Annotated in this window: 15 protein-coding genes; 12 read left to right on the top strand and 3 right to left on the bottom strand. The window is 64.4% G+C overall.

What is annotated here, in order from left to right:
- Positions 1-4 precede the first annotated feature (4 nt).
- The 12 genes from NLN62_RS06150 to NLN62_RS06095 all read left to right on the top strand — a co-directional run bounded on the left by NLN62_RS06150 (position 5) and on the right by NLN62_RS06095 (position 13,906).
- Complete coding sequence (locus tag NLN62_RS06150) at positions 5-1,090, top strand: ABC transporter ATP-binding protein (protein WP_254107963.1); 1,086 nt, start codon at positions 5-7, stop codon at positions 1,088-1,090.
- On the top strand, positions 1,090-2,064 hold the full coding sequence (locus NLN62_RS06145; protein WP_027522784.1) for a carbohydrate ABC transporter permease: 975 nt from the start codon (positions 1,090-1,092) through the stop codon (positions 2,062-2,064). Before NLN62_RS06150 ends, NLN62_RS06145 begins: the two co-directional genes overlap by 1 nt.
- The gene (locus NLN62_RS06140; RefSeq protein WP_027522785.1) at positions 2,064-2,870 is read left to right on the top strand and encodes a carbohydrate ABC transporter permease; all 807 of its coding nucleotides are present in this window, start codon (positions 2,064-2,066) and stop codon (positions 2,868-2,870) included. Before NLN62_RS06145 ends, NLN62_RS06140 begins: the two co-directional genes overlap by 1 nt.
- Before the next feature lie 10 nt (positions 2,871-2,880).
- Complete coding sequence (locus tag NLN62_RS06135) at positions 2,881-3,210, top strand: DUF2160 domain-containing protein (RefSeq protein WP_254107961.1); 330 nt, start codon at positions 2,881-2,883, stop codon at positions 3,208-3,210.
- A 72-nt stretch (positions 3,211-3,282) separates the two neighbouring features.
- Entirely contained in the window at positions 3,283-5,079 is a 1,797-nt protein-coding gene (locus NLN62_RS06130; RefSeq protein ID WP_035662217.1) for an ABC transporter substrate-binding protein, read from the top strand.
- Positions 5,080-5,457: 378 nt separating this feature from the next.
- Positions 5,458-6,933: an FAD-binding oxidoreductase gene (locus NLN62_RS06125; protein ID WP_254107959.1), complete on the top strand. Its 1,476-nt coding sequence runs from the start codon at positions 5,458-5,460 to the stop codon at positions 6,931-6,933.
- Positions 6,934-6,935: 2 nt separating this feature from the next.
- Positions 6,936-8,021: an ABC transporter substrate-binding protein gene (locus NLN62_RS06120; RefSeq protein ID WP_254107957.1), complete on the top strand. Its 1,086-nt coding sequence runs from the start codon at positions 6,936-6,938 to the stop codon at positions 8,019-8,021.
- A gap of 21 nt (positions 8,022-8,042) precedes the next feature.
- Positions 8,043-9,137 (top strand): ABC transporter ATP-binding protein, encoded by a 1,095-nt coding sequence (locus tag NLN62_RS06115; RefSeq protein WP_254107955.1) that lies wholly within the window; start codon positions 8,043-8,045, stop codon positions 9,135-9,137.
- A 4-nt stretch (positions 9,138-9,141) separates the two neighbouring features.
- Entirely contained in the window at positions 9,142-10,950 is a 1,809-nt protein-coding gene (locus NLN62_RS06110; RefSeq protein WP_254107954.1) for an ABC transporter permease subunit, read from the top strand.
- 31 nt (positions 10,951-10,981) lie between these two features.
- Positions 10,982-11,887, top strand: a complete 906-nt coding sequence (gene dapA, locus NLN62_RS06105) for a 4-hydroxy-tetrahydrodipicolinate synthase (protein ID WP_027522793.1) — start codon at positions 10,982-10,984, stop codon at positions 11,885-11,887.
- A gap of 16 nt (positions 11,888-11,903) precedes the next feature.
- Positions 11,904-12,764, top strand: a complete 861-nt coding sequence (locus NLN62_RS06100) for an IclR family transcriptional regulator (RefSeq protein ID WP_027522794.1) — start codon at positions 11,904-11,906, stop codon at positions 12,762-12,764.
- On the top strand, positions 12,764-13,906 hold the full coding sequence (locus NLN62_RS06095; protein WP_254107953.1) for an alpha-hydroxy acid oxidase: 1,143 nt from the start codon (positions 12,764-12,766) through the stop codon (positions 13,904-13,906). Before NLN62_RS06100 ends, NLN62_RS06095 begins: the two co-directional genes overlap by 1 nt.
- 176 nt (positions 13,907-14,082) lie before the next feature.
- On the opposite strand, the gene NLN62_RS06090 is transcribed toward NLN62_RS06095, so the two are convergent.
- The 3 genes from NLN62_RS06090 to NLN62_RS06080 all read right to left on the bottom strand — a co-directional run bounded on the left by NLN62_RS06090 (position 14,083) and on the right by NLN62_RS06080 (position 17,291).
- Positions 14,083-15,186, bottom strand: coding sequence for an alkene reductase (locus NLN62_RS06090; protein WP_027522796.1), 1,104 nt, complete (start codon positions 15,184-15,186; stop codon positions 14,083-14,085).
- A gap of 196 nt (positions 15,187-15,382) precedes the next feature.
- Positions 15,383-15,886 (bottom strand): DUF1993 family protein, encoded by a 504-nt coding sequence (locus NLN62_RS06085; RefSeq protein ID WP_027522797.1) that lies wholly within the window; start codon positions 15,884-15,886, stop codon positions 15,383-15,385.
- Between the two features lie 106 nt (positions 15,887-15,992).
- Entirely contained in the window at positions 15,993-17,291 is a 1,299-nt protein-coding gene (locus tag NLN62_RS06080) for a lytic murein transglycosylase (RefSeq protein ID WP_027522798.1), read from the bottom strand.
- Positions 17,292-17,334: the final 43 nt, after the last annotated feature.

The raw sequence follows: 17,334 nt of genomic DNA, 5'->3' as shown, positions 1-17,334 counted from the left end.
CGCCATGGCCCGCATTGACCTCGTCGATCTCGCGCACTCCTACGGCGGCAATGATGCGCCGGCCGAAAGCTTTGCGCTGAAGCCGGTGACCATGACCTGGCGGCAAGGCGGCGCCTATGCGCTGCTCGGGCCCTCAGGCTGCGGCAAGACCACGCTGCTCAACGTCATCTCCGGCATCATCACGCCCTCGCGTGGAAAAATCCTGTTCGACGGCAAGGACATCACACCGCTGTCAACCCAGAAGCGCAACATCGCCCAGGTGTTCCAGTTTCCGGTGATCTACGACACCATGACGGTGGGGGAGAACCTCGCGTTTCCGCTGAAGAACCGCGGCGTGCCCAAGGCCGATATCGACAAGCGCGTGACCCAGATCGGCCGCCTGCTTGACCTCGAGCCATATCTGAACCGCAAGGCGACGCGGCTCACGGCCGACGCCAAGCAGAAGATCTCGCTCGGCCGGGGCCTCGTGCGCAACGACGTCGCCGCCGTGCTGTTCGACGAACCGCTGACGGTGATCGATCCCGAGCTGAAGTGGCAGCTGCGCTCGAAGCTGAAGGCGCTGCATCGCGAGCTCGATCTCACGATGATCTACGTCACCCACGACCAGACCGAAGCGCTGACCTTCGCCGACACCGTGGTGGTGATGCATGACGGCCGCGTGGTGCAGAGCGGTACACCGGCGGAGCTGTTCGACAAGCCCGCGCATACCTTCGTCGGTTACTTCATCGGCTCGCCCGGCATGAACATCATGCCTGCGGAGGTGAAGGGCCGCGAGGCGCGGATCGACGGCCACGTCATCGCGCTCAACCGCAGCTACGACCATCTGCCCGCTGGGGCCAAGATCGAGATCGGGGTGCGGCCGGAATTCGTCGACGTGGTCGCGCCGGCTCCCGGGCTGCTCACCTCGAAGATCGACCGGATCGATGATCTCGGCCGCATCCGCTTCGCCCGCGTGCGCGTCGGCGATGCCAAGCTCGCTGCCCGCGCGCCGGGCGGTTTCACCAGCTCCGACGGCTGCGCCGGACTGAAATTCGATCCGTCGCATGTCCACGTCTATGCGGACAGCCTTCTGGTGGAAGGAGCCGCCTGATGGACAAGACCATTAATCAAAAAGCCTGGTTCCTGGTCCTGCCGGTGTTCCTGGTCGTCGCCTTCTCCGCGGTGATCCCGCTGATGACGGTGGTGAACTATTCGATGCAGGACACCTTCGGCAACAACCAGTTCTTCTGGAACGGCGTCGGCTGGTTCAAGGAGCTGCTCGACCCCTCGACCGACCTCGGCGGCCGCTTCCTGGCCTCGCTCGGCCGCAACCTGTTCTTCTCGCTGGTGATCCTCGCGATCGAGGTGCCGCTCGGCATCGTCATCGCGCTGTCGATGCCGCGCGAGGGCTGGACGGTGGCGGCCTGCCTCGTGATCCTCGCCCTCCCGCTGCTGATTCCGTGGAACGTCGTCGGCACGATCTGGCAGATCTTCGGCCGGCCCGACATCGGCCTGCTCGGCTACACGCTGAACAGTCTCGGCATCAACTACAACTACGTGTCGAACGAAATTGACGCCTGGGTCACCGTCATCGTCATGGACGTCTGGCACTGGACGAGCCTGGTTGCGCTTCTGTGCTATGCCGGCCTGAAGTCGATCCCCGACGCCTATTACCAGGCGGCGCAGATCGACGGCGCCTCGCGCTGGGCGGTGTTCACCGCGATCCAGCTCCCGAAGATGAATCGCGTGCTGCTGATCGCGGTGCTGCTGCGCTTCATGGACAGCTTCATGATCTACACCGAGCCGTTCGTCGTCACCGGCGGCGGTCCTGGCAACTCTACGACCTTCGTCTCGATCGAGCTCGTCAAGATCGCACTCGGCCAGTTCGATCTCGGCAAGGCCGCGGCCCTGTCGCTGGTCTACAACCTGATCATCCTGATCGTCTGCTGGGTGTTCTACACCGTGATGACCAATGCCGGCGTCGAGCGCAAGACGCAGGCGGAGAAAGAGCCTGCGGCGGAGCTCAAGCCCGCCGGTGCGCTCCAGCCCGCGCATGCGCTTCAGCCCAAGGAAGGAGTGGCCTGATGCACTCGATCCCCGGCCGACGCGTCATCATGGCGCTGTTCCTGATCTTCCTGCTGTTGCCGATCTACTGGCTCGTCAACATGAGCTTCAAGACCAACAGCGAGATCGTGTCGACGATGACGCTGTGGCCGCACACTCCGACGCTGCAGCACTACAAGCGCATCTTCACCGACGAGAGCTGGTATTCCGGCTACATCAACTCGCTGGAATACGTCGTCCTGAACACCATCATCTCGATTACCGTGGCCTTGCCGGCGGCCTACGCCTTCTCGCGCTATCGGTTCCTCGGCGACAAGCACCTGTTCTTCTGGCTGTTGTCGAACCGCATGGCGCCTGCTGCGGTCTACGCGCTGCCGTTCTTCAACCTCTATTCGGCGATCGGCCTGTTCGATACGCCGTGGGCGGTTGCGCTCGCGCACTGCATCTTCAACGTGCCGCTCGCGGTGTGGATCCTCGAAGGCTTCGTGTCCGGCGTGCCGCGCGAGATCGACGAGACGGCGTTCCTCGACGGCTATTCCTTCCCGCGATTCTTCGTGAAGATCCTGATCCCGCTGATCGCAAGCGGCATCGGCGTCGCCGCTTTCTTCTGCTTCATGTTCTCCTGGGTCGAGCTCCTGCTCGCGCGCACGCTGACCTCGGTGCAGGCAAAGCCCATCGCGGCGATCATGACGCGCACGGTGTCCGCGGCCGGCATGGACTGGGGGCTGCTGGCTGCCGCCGGCGTGCTCACCATCATTCCGGGCGCGCTCGTGATCTGGTTCGTCCGCAACTATATCGCGCGTGGTTTCGCGCTCGGCCGGGTGTAAGGAGGCGACCATGGAATCCATCGCATGGATGGCCTGGACGATACCAACCGCGATCTTCTTCGCCGCGCTCGCCTGCACGCTTGCGGTGATGACGTGTCTCGCCGCGGTCTATCCCGAGGCGGAGCGCGTCGGGGTCCTGCGCATTCCGACCACGCGCGGCGATCGCCTGTTCATCTCGCTGATCGCGGCTGCCGTCATCCATCTCGCGTGGATCGGCCTCGTCGGCACCGACACGATCGGCACGCTGCCGATCGGCGAGGAGGGTTTTGAACTGTCGAGCCTGTGGCTCGCATCAGGAATTTCGCTTGTCACGGCCGCGCTCATATTCCGCACGGTCTGAAGCTCGCGAAGAAGACCAGATCCGGGGTCAACCCGGGCCTGTTAGAGTTTGTCGCTGCAACGGAGGAACAACATGCGACAGTTTAGGAGAAGGAAAGGTCCATTGACCAAGATCAGCTTTCTGACGGTATCTAGTGCCGCAGCTATCATTGCGGCTGCATTCGCGACCTCGGCGCCGGTTCGCGCCGCCGATGACGCCACGATCCAGAAGTGGATCGCGGAATTCCAGCCCTCAACGCTGTCGAAGGACGACCAGAAGAAGGAGCTCGAGTGGTTCGCCAAGGCCGCCGAACCCTTCAAGGGCATGGAGATCAACGTCGTCTCGGAGACGATCACGACTCACGAATACGAGTCGCAGACGCTCGCCAAGGCGTTCACCGAACTCACCGGCATCAAGCTCAAGCACGACATCATCCAGGAAGGTGACGTCGTCGAGAAGCTGCAGACCCAGATGCAGTCGGGCAAGAACGTGTACGACGGCTGGATCAACGACTCCGACCTGATCGGCACGCATTTCCGCTACGGCCAGACCATCGTGCTGTCGGATTACATGACCGGCGAAGGCAAGGACGTCACCGATCCGATGCTCGACGTCAACGACTTCATCGGCAAGTCGTTCGGCACGGCGCCGGACGGCAAGCTCTATCAGTTGCCCGACCAGCAGTTCGCGAACCTCTACTGGTTCCGCTACGACTGGTTCACCAACCCCGACTACAAGGCCAAGTTCAAGGCCAAGTACGGCTACGAGCTCGGCGTGCCCGTGAACTGGTCCGCATATGAGGACATCGCCGAGTTCTTCACCAACGACATCAAGGAGATCAACGGCGTCAAGGTCTACGGCCATATGGACTATGGCAAGAAGGACCCCTCGCTCGGATGGCGTTTCACCGACGCCTGGCTCTCGATGGCCGGCAACGGTGACAAGGGCATTCCGAACGGTCTGCCGGTCGACGAATGGGGCATCCGCATGGAAGGCTGCCGTCCGGTCGGCTCGAGCGTGGATCGCGGTGGCGACACCAACGGTCCGGCCTCGGTCTACGCCATCTCGAAGTATCTCGACTGGCTGAAGAAGTATGCCCCGCCGCAGGCGCAAGGCATGACCTTCTCCGAGTCGGGTCCGGTGCCGGCTCAGGGCAACATCGCCCAGCAGATCTTCTGGTACACCGCCTTCACCGCCGACATGGTGAAGCCGGGCATTCCCGTGATGAACGCGGACGGTACGCCGAAGTGGCGTATGGCTCCGTCTCCGCACGGCTCGTACTGGAAGGAAGGCATGAAGCTCGGCTACCAGGACGCCGGCTCGCTCACGCTGCTGAAGTCGACCCCGGCTGACCGCCGCAAGGCGGCCTGGCTCTATCTCCAGTTCATCGTCTCCAAGTCGGTGTCGCTGAAGAAGAGCCATGTCGGTCTCACCTTCATCCGTGAATCCGACATCTGGGACAAGTCGTTCACCGAGCGCGCGCCGAAGCTCGGCGGTCTGATCGAGTTCTACCGCTCGCCCGCGCGCGTGCAGTGGACCCCGACCGGCAACAACGTGCCTGACTATCCGAAGCTCGCGCAGCTCTGGTGGCAGAACATCGGCGATGCGTCGTCGGGTGCCAAGACGGCGCAGGCCGCGATGGACTCGCTCGCTGCTGCCCAGGACGCCGTCATGGAGCGTCTTGAGAAGTCCGGCGTGCAGGGCGCCTGCGGTCCGAAGCTCCACAAGAAGGAGTCGGCCGAGTTCTGGTTCGCGAAGGCCGAGAAGGACGGCACCATCGCGCCCCAGCGCAAGCTCGCCAACGAGAAGCCGAAGGGCGAAACGATCGACTACGACACGCTGATCAAGTCGTGGCCGGCCACCCCGCCCAAGCGCGCGGAAGTGAAGTAAGCCTCGCGCATCACGTCATCCAACATGAAAGGCCGGGAGCGATCCCGGCCTTTTTCTTTTGCGCTGTACAAGTACACCGCCTCCACATCGTCATTGCGAGCGAAGCGAAGCAATCCAGAAATGCATCCGCCGCAGCAGTCTGGATTGCTTCGTCGCTTCGCTCCTCGCAATGACGGCGTGTGTTGAAGCGCCGAGTATCCTCAACGTCGTCCTGGCGGACGCCAGCACTGTCTCCATCGCGGCGCATCGATCGACACCCGCTTGACTCCGCCCGGCCTCAAATCCATGATCAGCATAATGCGATTGAAATAATCGCATAGCAATTAAGATCAAACAGGCGGTCGGGGCCACTGGCGGTCCCATCCGGGAGGCCGGTTGATGGCATTGATCGAGGCGTTCAAGCGCTTGCTGGGCGACACGGCCGTGCTTGTTCGCGAGGAGGATCTTGCGGGCCTCACCGAGGATTGGCGCGGTCGTTATCGTGCGCCGGCGCTCTGCGCCGTTCTGCCGTCCACGACCGAGCAGGTCGCTTCCATCGTTCGCCTCTGCGTCGAGAGCGGCACGCCCGTGCTGCCACAGGGCGGCAACACCAGCCTGTGCGGTGCCGCGACGCCGACCGGGCAGGGCAAGCCGCCGGTCATCATCGCGCTGACGCGCATGCGGCGGATCAGGTCGATCGATCCCGTCAACAACACCATGGTGGTCGATGCCGGCTGCGTACTGGCCACGATCCAGGAGACCGCGGCAGCCAGCGGGCGGCTCTATCCGGTGAGCCTCGGCGCCGAGGGCTCCTGCCAGATCGGCGGCAACATCGCCACCAATGCCGGCGGCACCGGCGTGCTGCGCTATGGCAATACGCGTGACAACGTGCTCGGTCTCGAGGTCGTGCTGCCGGACGGCGCGATCTGGGACGGCCTCTATGTGCTGCGCAAGAACAACACCGGCTACGACCTCAAGCATCTCTTCATCGGCTCCGAAGGCACGCTCGGCATCATCACCGGCGCGGTGCTGAAGTTGCATTCGCTGCCGACCGCCGAGGCCGTCGCCTGGCTCGCGGTCGACAGTCCGCAGCAGGCGCTCGACGTGCTCGGCCTGTTGCAGGCTTCTTGCAATTCGCGGCTTTCCGCTTTCGAACTGATGAACGCCAAACAGATCCAGCTTGTCCTTGAACAGGTGCCGGGCCGCCGTTGCCCGGTCGCGCAAGTCGATAGCTGGCATGTCCTCGTCGAACTGTCCGACACCGGCGATGCGGGGGCGCTCAACGCCACCATGCAGGCGGTGCTCGAGCGCGCGTTCGAGGCCGGCTTGATCAGCGACGGCGTCGTCGCCGCGAGTGAAGCCCAGCGCAAGGCGATGTGGCTGGTGCGTCACAGCGTGTCGGAAGCCAACAAGAAGGCGGGCGTTGGGCTGACGTCGGACAGCGCCGTTCCGGTGTCAGCGGTGCCCGCTTTCATCGCGCAGGCAATGAGCGCGGTGCACGCGATCATTCCGGATCTGCCGTTTGTGGTCGTCGGCCATATGGGCGATGGCAACATCCACCTCATTCCCTTCTTTGGCTTTGCCGAATGGGATGCCCTGCCGGACCGCGACGCGGTCGGGGAACGCGTCCGCCATGCGGTCAACGATGTTGCGGCATCGCTCCGCGGCACTTTCAGTGCCGAGCACGGCGTCGGCCGCACGTTGATGGAGCAGATGACCCGCTACAAGCCGCCGGTCGAACTCGCGCTGATGCGCGCCGTGAAGCAGGCCTTCGACCCGAGTGGGCTCTTCAATCCCGGCCAGGTTCTGCCGCCGCCATCTGCGGACGCGCACGTTTCTTCACCATCCATCGCAACATCGCATAGAGGGGACTGACCATGACGCATCTTCCGAAGATCATCGCCTCCCGCCGCCGCCTGCTGCTCGGCGCAGGTGCCGGCGCCGTCGCACTGGCTGCACCTTCGATCTGGTCGCCGTCCCGCGCCGCGGGCAGGCGCATCGTGGTGCGCGACGACGGCGGCATCTACACCAAGGCCTATGGTGCGGTGTTCTACCGTCCGTTCACCGAAGCGACCGGCATCGAGGTGGTCGGGGTGCAGGCCAATGCCGAGCCGGTCGCGCAGATCAAGACCATGGTCGATACCAAGAACTACACCTGGGACATGGCCAAGATTAGCTGGCCCGCGATCCTGCTCTTGACCACCGGCAGCAAGCAATATCTCGAAAAGCACGGCCTCGAATCCGAGCCCGTCATCAAGTCGATCCCCGCCGAATTCATGTCGCCCTACGGCGTCGGCACCAACGTCTACACCACCGTGCTGGCCTACCGCACGGACGCCTTCAAGGGCCGCAAGGCGCCGCAGTCCTGGGCCGACTTCTGGAACGTGGCGGAGTTTCCGGGACGCCGCGCCGTGCGCAAGCATCCGTTCGACACCATCGAGGAGGCCTTGATGGGCGCCGGCGTGCCGACCGCGCAGGTCTATCCGTGCGACTTGAACAAGGCGTTCGCCTCGCTCGACAAGATCAAGTCTTCCGTCGCGGTGTGGTGGACCAGCGGCGCGCAGGTCGAGCAGATGCTGACCTCGGGCGAGATCGATCTGCTGCCGACCTGGGTGTCGCGTCCCCAGGCCGCGCAGGCGGCCGGCGCACCGGTCGAGATCGTCTGGAATCAGGGTATCTGGGGCGGCGACAACTGGTCGATCCTCGCCGGCACGCCGAACGCGGATGCCTGCCGCGAGTTCATCAAGTTCGCCTCCGATCCGAAGCGCCAGGCGGCGCTGATGGAGTATTTCCCCGCCGGTCTCACGCAGCCGGAGGCCTTCAACTACGTCAAGCCGGAGCTCGCCAAGAACTGTCCGACCTATCCGGACAACATCAAGGCGGGCCTGAAGATCGATGCGAAGTTCTGGTACGACAACCAGGCCGCTGTCATCGAGCGCTTCAATAGCTGGATCCTGGCTTGAGCCTCGCGATTGGAGCAGGGCATGACCTCGTCGAGCTTGCGCGTCAAAGGCCTTACCAAGCGTTATGGCGACTTCGTTGCGCTGGCGCCGACCAGTCTCGATGTCGCGAAGGGGGAATTCCTCACGCTGCTCGGCCCTTCGGGGTCGGGCAAGACGACGCTGCTCAGCCTGATCGCGGGGCTCGCGCATCCGGACGAAGGTCAGATCCTGGTCGACGATGCCGATGTGACGCACAGCCCGGCCTATGACCGGGACATCGGCGTCGTGTTCCAGAACTACGCGCTGTTTCCTCACATGACGGTGGAGGACAACATCGCGTTTCCGCTGAAGATGCGGAAGGTCGCCGACGCCGACGCGCGCCGGCGCACGGCGGAGGCGCTGGAGACGGTTCGCCTGCCGCATGTCGCAAAACGCTATCCGCGCGAGCTCTCGGGCGGCCAGCAGCAGCGCATTGCGCTCGCGCGCTGTATCGTTTACCGGCCGGCGATCATCCTGATGGACGAGCCGCTCGGCGCGCTCGACAAGAAGCTGCGCGACCAGATGCAGCTCGAGATCAAGCGCATCCATCGCGAGCTCCTCACCACGATCATCTACGTCACCCACGACCAGGAGGAGGCGATGACGATGTCCGATCGCATCTGCCTGATGAACGCAGGCGCAATCGAGCAGCTCGGCACGCCGGAGGATCTCTACTTCCGGCCGCAATCGGTCTTCGTCGCGGACTTTCTCGGCGAGTCCAACCTGCTCAGCGCAACGGTGCGGCAGGTCGATGCGCAGGGGCTCGACATCGTGCTGGCCGACCAGACGGCGCCGTCGCGCGCGGTCGGCAACGGCGCGAGCTTCACGGCCGGCGAGCCGATCAAGCTCATGGTCCGGCCCCAGAACCTTCATGTGGCGGACGCGGCGGACGGCAAGCTCACCGGCAGGCTGGTCGACGTGATGATCAGCGGCAGCATGACGCGGCTCTACATCGCGCCCGAAAAGGCCGACATGCCGCAGCTCGTCGCGGCCTATCCGACGCGAGCGAGCGCAGCGCCTTACGAGATCGGCCAACGCGTTTCGCTCGGCTGGAATTCCGCGGATGCCGTGGCGATCCGCGACGGCAGGGGACACTGACGCCATGGCATTGGCCAAAGCGCCTGCGATCGAGTCGGGACAGCTCCGGACCGCGACGCGCTCTCGCGCCCGGTCGCAGGCCTGGACCTGGGCCGCGATGGGGGGCCCGCTCGTCCTGCTGCTCGTCCTCTTCCTGGTCTACCCCGTCGGCCAGTTGCTGCTGCTCAGCATCCACAACGACAGCGGATTCACGCTTGCGCCGTACCGCCAGCTCTTCGCCTCATCGGTCTATATCGATGTCCTCCTCATCACGCTGAAGATCTCGCTGGTGACGACGCTGGTGTGCGTCGTCACCGGCTACCCGATCGCCTATCTGATTTCCGTCGTCGGCAAGGAACGTAAGGCGACGCTGCTGTTCTGGGTGCTGCTGTCGTTCTGGACCAGTTTTCTGGTGCGCGCCTTTGCCTGGATCGTGCTACTCGGGCGCAACGGCGTCATCAACAAGCTCCTGCTGTCGCTCGGCATCATCTCGAGCCCGGCGAGCCTGCTCTATAATTTCGGCAGCGTCCTCGTCGGCATGGTGAACGCGCTGCTGCCGCTTGCCGTGCTGACCATGCTCTCTGTGATGGAGAACATCGACCGCAACCTGCCGCGCGCGGCGGCGACGCTCGGGGCGCGGCCGGGCATGGCGTTCTGGAAGATCTATTTTCCGCTCTCGCTACCCGGCGTCGCCGCGGCTGGCATCATGGTATTCGTCACCGCGATCGGCTTCTTCATCGTGCCGGCGCTGCTCGGCGGACGCCGCGAGACCATGATCACGCAATTGATCATCGACCAGGTCCAGCAGACCCTGAACTGGGGATTTGCCGGTGCAATCTCCGTGCTGCTTCTGATCGTCGTGCTCATCGTCTTTGCGGCCTACGACCGGCTGCTCGGCCTGTCGACGATGACGGGCGCGGCAGCGCCGCGCAGCGCGGCGCCCTCGCGCCTCGCCGGGCCTGTCCAGAGGATCGGCGATGCCGTGCTGACGCTGCTCGGCATGATCTCCGATCGCATCATTCTCGCGCTGCCGTCGCGCCGTCGCGACCGCAATCCGGATCAGGCGGGCCTCGGCTTGCAGGCCTTCGTCTGGACCATGCTGATCATCATCAGCGCGCCGACGCTCCTGATGATCCCGCTGTCGTTCGGCACCGGCGGCCTGAACTGGCCGCCGCAGGGATTTACGCTGCATTGGTATGAAACCGTGCTGCATTCGCCGGTATGGACCCAGGCGTTCCTGCGCTCGCTGCTGGTTGGTCTGGGGACGGGTGCGCTCGCCATGCTGATTGGAACGCCGGCGGCGTTTCTGCTGGTGAGGAGCAACATCCCCGGCAAGGCCGCCTGGCTCGCCTTCATCCTGTCGCCGATCGTCGTGCCGCGCATGATCATTGCGGTCGGCATGTTCTACGTGTTCGCGAGCATGGGCCTCGTCGGCAGCGCCTTTGGCCTCATTCTCGGACATACCGTCGTCGCGGTGCCCTACGTCGTCATGACCATGATGGCCGTGCTGCGCAACTACGACACGCGGCTCGACCATGCCGCGCAAAGCCTTGGCGCGCGCCCCTTTGCGACGCTGCGCCACATCACCTTTCCGATCCTCGGCGCGGGCATGTTCTCCTCGTTCCTGTTCGCCTTCGCGACCTCGTTCGACGAGCTCACCATCGCGTTGTTCGCGACCGGCGGGCTTAACGCCACGCTGCCGAAGCAGTTCTGGGACGAGGTGACGCTTCAGGTCTCGCCCGTGATCGCCGCCGTCTCAACCTGCCTGTTCATCTTCATGGGTCTCTTGATCTTCGTCGCCGAACGCCTGCGTCGGCGCGCTGCCGCAAGGTAGTCATCCCGCGTTCTAACCAGAGGTTCTCGTCATGCTCACTGCAAATCGTCTTCGCGGCCTGCTCCCCGCCATTCCGACCCCGGTGAAGGCCGACGACACGATCGACGCCCAGGCGGTCTCGGCGCTGTTTGCCTGGCTGCTCAAGCAGGGCATCGACGGCGTGGTGCCGCTCGGCGGCACCGGCGAATATGGTGCACTCGCGCGCGCCGAGCGCATCCGGATGGCGGGCCTGTCGGTGAAGGCCATGGCGGGCAGGGGGCCTGTGATCGCCGGCGTGCTCGACACCGGCTTCCACGACGCTCTTCAGGCGGGCAAGGAATTCGCCGCCGAGGGCGTGGACGGCCTCCTGGTCCTTACGCCATATTATACCAATCCGACTCAGACCGGCATTCGCGACTATTTCCTGCGCTATGCCGATGCCTCGCCCGTGCCCGTCCTGATCTACGAGATTCCCTACCGCACCCGGATCGCGATCGAGCCCAGGATTTTGCATGAGCTGTCGAAGCATCCCAACATCATCGGCATGAAGGCCTGTAATCTCGACATGTACCATTTCCTTCAGGTCGTGGCCGGCGTCGACGACAGCTTTGCAGTGCTCAGCGGCGAGGACAGCCTGTTCCCGCTGCATCTTGCGGGGGGCGCGACGGGCGGCATCGTCGTCACCGCCTGCCTGTTGCCGCGCGCGTGGCGACAGATTTACGAGACGGCGATTGCTGGTCGGACGGCCGAGGCACTGAGCCTGCATCGCCGTCTGATCCCGTTCATGAACATGGCGTTTGCCGAGACCAATCCGGGGCCGATGAAGGCGGTGATGGACATGGTCGGCGTCGACGCGCCACGGATGCTGGCGCCGCTGGTGCAGCCGGCGCCGGCGCTGGTCTCGGCATTCCGGGCCGAGCTCGGCAAGCAATTGGCGATCTCGGAAGGGGTTGCGTGAGGCAAGGGAATGGCAGATGACGCGTAGCGGCGAGGGCGGCACGAAGACGGTGCGCAAGGCCAGGAGCACTCGGAAAAGCGCCGGAAAGAGCGCCGAGCTGGCGCGCTCGTCGCTGTTCGTCGGCTCGACCGAGAAGGCCTTTCAGGTCCTGCACGCCTTCGATGGCCCGCGACGCTTCATGACGCTCGCCGACATCGCGCGCGCGGCCAATCTCGACCGCAGCGCCACCCAGCGCCTGGTCTATACGCTGGAGACGCTCGGCTATCTCAAGCGCATCGAGGGCACGCGCAATTACGGGCTGACCTCGAAGGTGCTGCAGTTCTCTCACAGCTATCTCAAGGCCAACGAACTTATCGACAAGGCCTCGCCCTATCTTCTCGACATGAGCCGTAATCTCGGCGAGACCTGCAACCTGCACGAGCTCGACGGCCACGAGGTCGTGTTCGTGGCACGCTTTCCCGGCCGGCACCTCATCCACATCGATTTCGTGATCGGAAGCCGGTTGCCGGCCTATTTCACGGCGTCCGGCATAGCCATCCTGTCGGCTCTTCCTGAGGAGATGCGGCAGGATCTGTTGAAGCGTACGCAACTCGAGCCCCTTACGCCGTATACGATTACAGATCCAGATAAGCTTCTGGAGCAGGTGCGCGTCGCCGCCACGCGCGGCTACTCGATCCAGATCAACCAAAGCGTCATGGGTGACATTTCCGTCGCGGCGCCGATCATCGACGAGCACGGCCGCGCGGTCGCCGCGGTCAACATCTCCGTGCCGACCACGCGCTGGACCAAGGAGCGCGCCGAGGCCGAGCTCGTGCAGCATGTCCATGTCGCCGCGACCTCGATCTCGAAGTCGAAATTCAACCGCTACGCCGCCTGATGCGGATGCTGCTGAATGCCGACGACTACCGCAGCCGTGCGCAAAAGTTCCTGCCGCGCGGCTTGTTCGACTATATCGATCGCGGCACGGAGGATGAGGTCGCGCTGAGGCGCCTGCGCGCCTCGCTCGACGAGATCACGCTCATGCCGTCGGTGCTGACCGGGCACGACGGGCGATCGTTCGACGCGACGCTTCTTGGACAGCACCTCGCAGCACCCCTGGTCGTGGCGCCGACCGCGCTCGCCGGTCTTGTCGCGCATGATGGCGAGACCAAACTGGCGCGCGCGGCCTCGCGCGTCGGCATCCCCGTCTGTATCTCGACGCAATCGGTGACGACGGTCGAAACCATCCGGCGCGGCGCGCCCGATGCGACGCTGTGGTTTCAGCTCTATGTCTGGCGCGACCGGGCACTGACGGCAAGACTTCTGGAGCGCGCCCGCGCCTGCGGCTGCGAGACCCTGGTCGTCACGGCCGATACGTCGGTCTCACCCAACCGCGAGTACAACAAGCGCAACGGCTTCGGCATTCCGTTGGTGCCCAGCCTGCGCAGCACGGTCGACGTCGCACTGCATCCGCGCTGGCTCGTCGGTGTTCTCGCGCGCTATCTCCTGAGCGAAGGCATGCCGACCTATGGACATTATCCGGACGAGTACCGCACGGCGATTACCCGGCCAAGCATTGCTGAGGCCGTGTGGCTCGACCATCGTCTCAACTGGGACGACGTGCGCTGGCTGCGCCAGATCTGGCCGGGCAAGCTGATCATCAAGGGCGTCTTGGCCGCCAAGGATGCGGAGACCGCGGCCGGACTCGGTTGTGAGGCAATCGTGGTTTCCGCCCATGGCGGACGCAATCTCGATTGCCTGCCTGCACCGGCGGAGTGCATTCAGGCTATCGCGGATGCCGTGAAGGGACGACTGACGGTGCTCGCCGACAGCGGCGTCCGCCGCGGCACGGACGTGTTGAAATATCTCGCGCTCGGCGCCGAGGCCGTTCTCCTCGGCCGCTTGCCGCTCTGGGGCCTCGCCGCCGGCGGCGAGGAGGGTGCGGAAGCGGTCTTGCGGATGATCATCGGCGAGATGGACACGGCGATGGCGTTTTTGGGCGCGGAGCGCGTGGCAGAATTACGGGCGATGCTTCGATAAGACAAAAGGCCGGGCGCGATCCCGGCCTTCCGCACTTGTTGCGCTCACGGTTTTCTCGGAAGTCATCGTCCGCGAAGGCGGACGATCCAGCACGCCGCGGCCTATCGGTTGAATCTCGCCGCCGGTGGCTACTGGATGCCCCGCCTTCGCGGGGCATGACGAGCTGAGATGCGGATCTACTCCGCCGCGTCGGCAGCCTCCAGCGTCGGATAGTCCGTGTAGCCCCTGGCGCCGCCGCCGTAGAAGGTGTTCTTGTCCCATTCGTTGAGTGGCGCGCCTTTCTGCAAGCGCTCGACCAGGTCGGGGTTGGAGATGAAGGGCTTGCCGAACGCGATGAGGTCAGCAGCGCCGGCATCGAGCACCTTCGTCGCCAGCTCGAAATCGTAGCCATTGTTGGCGATGTAGGCGCCGGAGAAGCGCTTGCGCAGGTCAGCATAGTCGAACGGCGCGAAATCGCGCGGGCCGCCGGTCGCGCCTTCCACGACATGCAGATAGACGAGCTTGAGCGCATTGAGCCCGTCGACGATGTGGTCGAACAGCGCTTGCGGATTCGAGTCGGAGATGTCGTTCGCCGGCGTCACCGGCGAGATCCGGATGCCGGTACGGTCGGCGCCCGCTTCGGCGGCAACCGCCTTTGACACCTCCAGCATCAGCCTGGCACGGTTCTCGATCGAGCCGCCGTAGGCATCGGTGCGCTTGTTGGCGCCGTCTTTCGCAAACTGGTCGAGCAGATAGCCGTTGGCGCCGTGGATCTCGACACCGTCAAAGCCGGCCTCGAGCGCGTTGCGCGTGACGCGCTTGAAATCGTCGATGATCCCTGGAATTTCGGCAAGCTCGAGTGCGCGCGGCTCGGAGACGTCGGCGAAGGTGCCGTTGACGAAGGTCTTGCCCTTGGCGCGGATCGCGCTGGGAGCGACCGGCGCGCCGCCATTGGCCTGAAGCGCGTTGTGCGAGATGCGCCCGACATGCCAGAGCTGGATGAAGATGCGCCCGCCGCGCTCATGCACGCGATCGGTGACCTTGCGCCAGCCGGCGACCTGGTCTTTCGAGTAGATGCCAGGCGTATCCTGATAGCCCTGGCCCTGCTGGGAGATCTGGCTTGCTTCGGTGACGAGGAGTCCGGCGGAGGCGCGCTGCGCGTAGTAGTCGGCCGCAAGCGGGCTCGGCACGAAAGTCCCGGGCGCTGCGCGATTGCGCGTCAGGGGCGCCATCACGAAGCGGTTGGCCAGCGAGATCGGGCCAAGCTGATAGGGCTCATACAATTTGGTCGGACGGCTCATGGGAATGTTTTCCAGCGGTGACAGGTAGGGCACAGTTGTGCATCGCCACACACCGCGCAAGGCCGGAGTCATTCCGAAAGTGCAGGTGAGCTGCGCGACGGGACGGCGGGGAAGCTGAAAGAGGATCGTTTTTCTTCAATGTCATCCGCGGCAGCGGAGTTGATCTCCGTGCCGCGGAAAATATGGATCACAAATCTCAGGTCATGCCGAGGAAATCGCGCTTGCCGATCTCGACACCGTTGTGACGCAGAATCCCGTGCGCGGTCGCGGCATGGAAATAGAAGTTCGGCAGCGAGACCGAGCTGAAGAATTGCTGCCCCTTCAATGTAACGGTCCGGTCGGGGCCGGCCGGGAATGTGACGTCCTTGGCATCGGCGCCCTCGAACTGCTCGGACTTGAACGACTTCACGAAGTCGATCGTCTTTGCCAGCCGCTGCTTCAATTCCGCGAACGTCGTCTCGGTGTCCGGCATCGACGGCAGCTCCGTGTGCGTGAGCCGTGCACAGCCCTTGGCTGCGAAGTCGCTGACGAGCTGGATTTGCTTGCTGAACGGCAGCATGTCCGGGAAGAGCCGAGATCCGATCAGCACGCTTGGCTCGATCTTCCTGGCCGCGCAATGGGCCTCCGCCTTGGTGAGCAGGCCGGTCAGGCTGTTCAGCATCTGCAAATAGGCGGGGACGACGGCGTCATAAAAGGACATGTGATGCTCTCTTCTCGTTGGGATGTCAGGAGGTATCCTGGTCCCAAGAGATGGGAGCACCGCAGGAAAATACAACCGCCGAAGTGGCGTTCGCGGGTTAAAAATTCTACCGCACGATCGCTTGCGGCTGCGCCTGCGCGGTGCCGCCGCGCATGCGCGCGAGCAGTTCCGCCGTCGGCCAGGAATCCGCGGGCAGGCCGTACTTGATCTGCATCGCCTTCACCGCGCTGCGGCTCTGCTGGCCCAGCACGCCGTCGACCTTGCCGACGTTGAAGCCTGCGCGCACCAGCAGCTGCTGCAACTCCTTCAGCTCATTGAACGGCAGTTGCGCCACCGGCTGCGCCGGCTTGCGCATGGGAGCTGCGCCCGCAATGCGCGAGGCGAGGTAACCGGCGGTGGTGGAATAGATCAGCGAATTATTCCACTCAGTGTAGGCCGCGAAATTCGGATAGGCCATGAAGGCCGGCCCCGACCGCCCCATCGGCAGGAGCACGGAGGCGGCGAGATTGTCGTTCGGCAGCGGCCGGCCGTCGGGGTAGGTCACGCCCAGCTGCGCCCATTTCGAGCGCGGCTGCTGCACCGAGAGATCAGTCTGCTCCCAGGGCAAATTTGCGGGCACCTTGATCTCTTCCAGCCACGGCTCGCCGCGCCGCCATTTCAATCCGTTGGCGATATAGTTCGCGGTCGAGCCGATCACGTCGGGCCCGCTGCGGAGCAGATCGCGCCGGCCGTCGCCGTCATAGTCGACGGCGTAGTTGACGTAATGCGTCGGCAGAAATTGCGTCTGTCCGAGCTCGCCGGCCCAGGAGCCGATCATCTCGGCAGGGCTGAGATCGCCGCGGTCGATCACCTTGAGCGCCGCGATGGTTTCGCCCACGAACATCTCCGAGCGTCGGCAGTCATAGGCCAGCGACACAAGCGATTTCAGCGTCGGCAGATTGCCCATGTTGGCGCCGAAATCGCTCTCCAGCCCCCAGAATGCGGCGATCACCGCCGGCGGCACACCGTATTCCTTCTCGGCGCGCGCGAACGCCGCCGCGTATTGCTTGATGTGCTGCTGGCCGTTCTGCATGCGATAGGTCGCGGCCATGCGGCCGGCGAATTCGGTGAAGAGCTGGCCGAACACGCGCTGGCCGCGGTCGCGGTTGACGATGCCCTGGTCGTAGACGAGGTAGGGCGAGGCCTCGCTGATCGCGCGCTGCGACACGCCCGCGGCGATGGCCTGCTGTTTCACCTCAGTGAGGAAGCGGTCGAAGCTCGCGCCATTGTGGCACGAGGCTGCGCGCGGCGCGGTCGGCCTCGGCGCGGCCTGTGGTTTTACGGGCGGCGGCAGCAACTGGGCGGAAGCGGTGGCGGAGAGTGCGAGCAGTGTGACGGCCGCGATCGCGAATCGGGTCTGGAGCATAGGGTTTCCGGCAGCGGGAAGGGCGAGAGGAATCTCCCGAAGT

It is taken from the genome of Bradyrhizobium sp. CCGUVB23 (assembly GCF_024199885.1).
Lineage (GTDB): Bacteria > Pseudomonadota > Alphaproteobacteria > Rhizobiales > Xanthobacteraceae > Bradyrhizobium.
The sequence above is the reverse complement of the archived record's forward strand: the minus strand, read 5'-3'. Positions and strand labels throughout refer to the sequence as shown.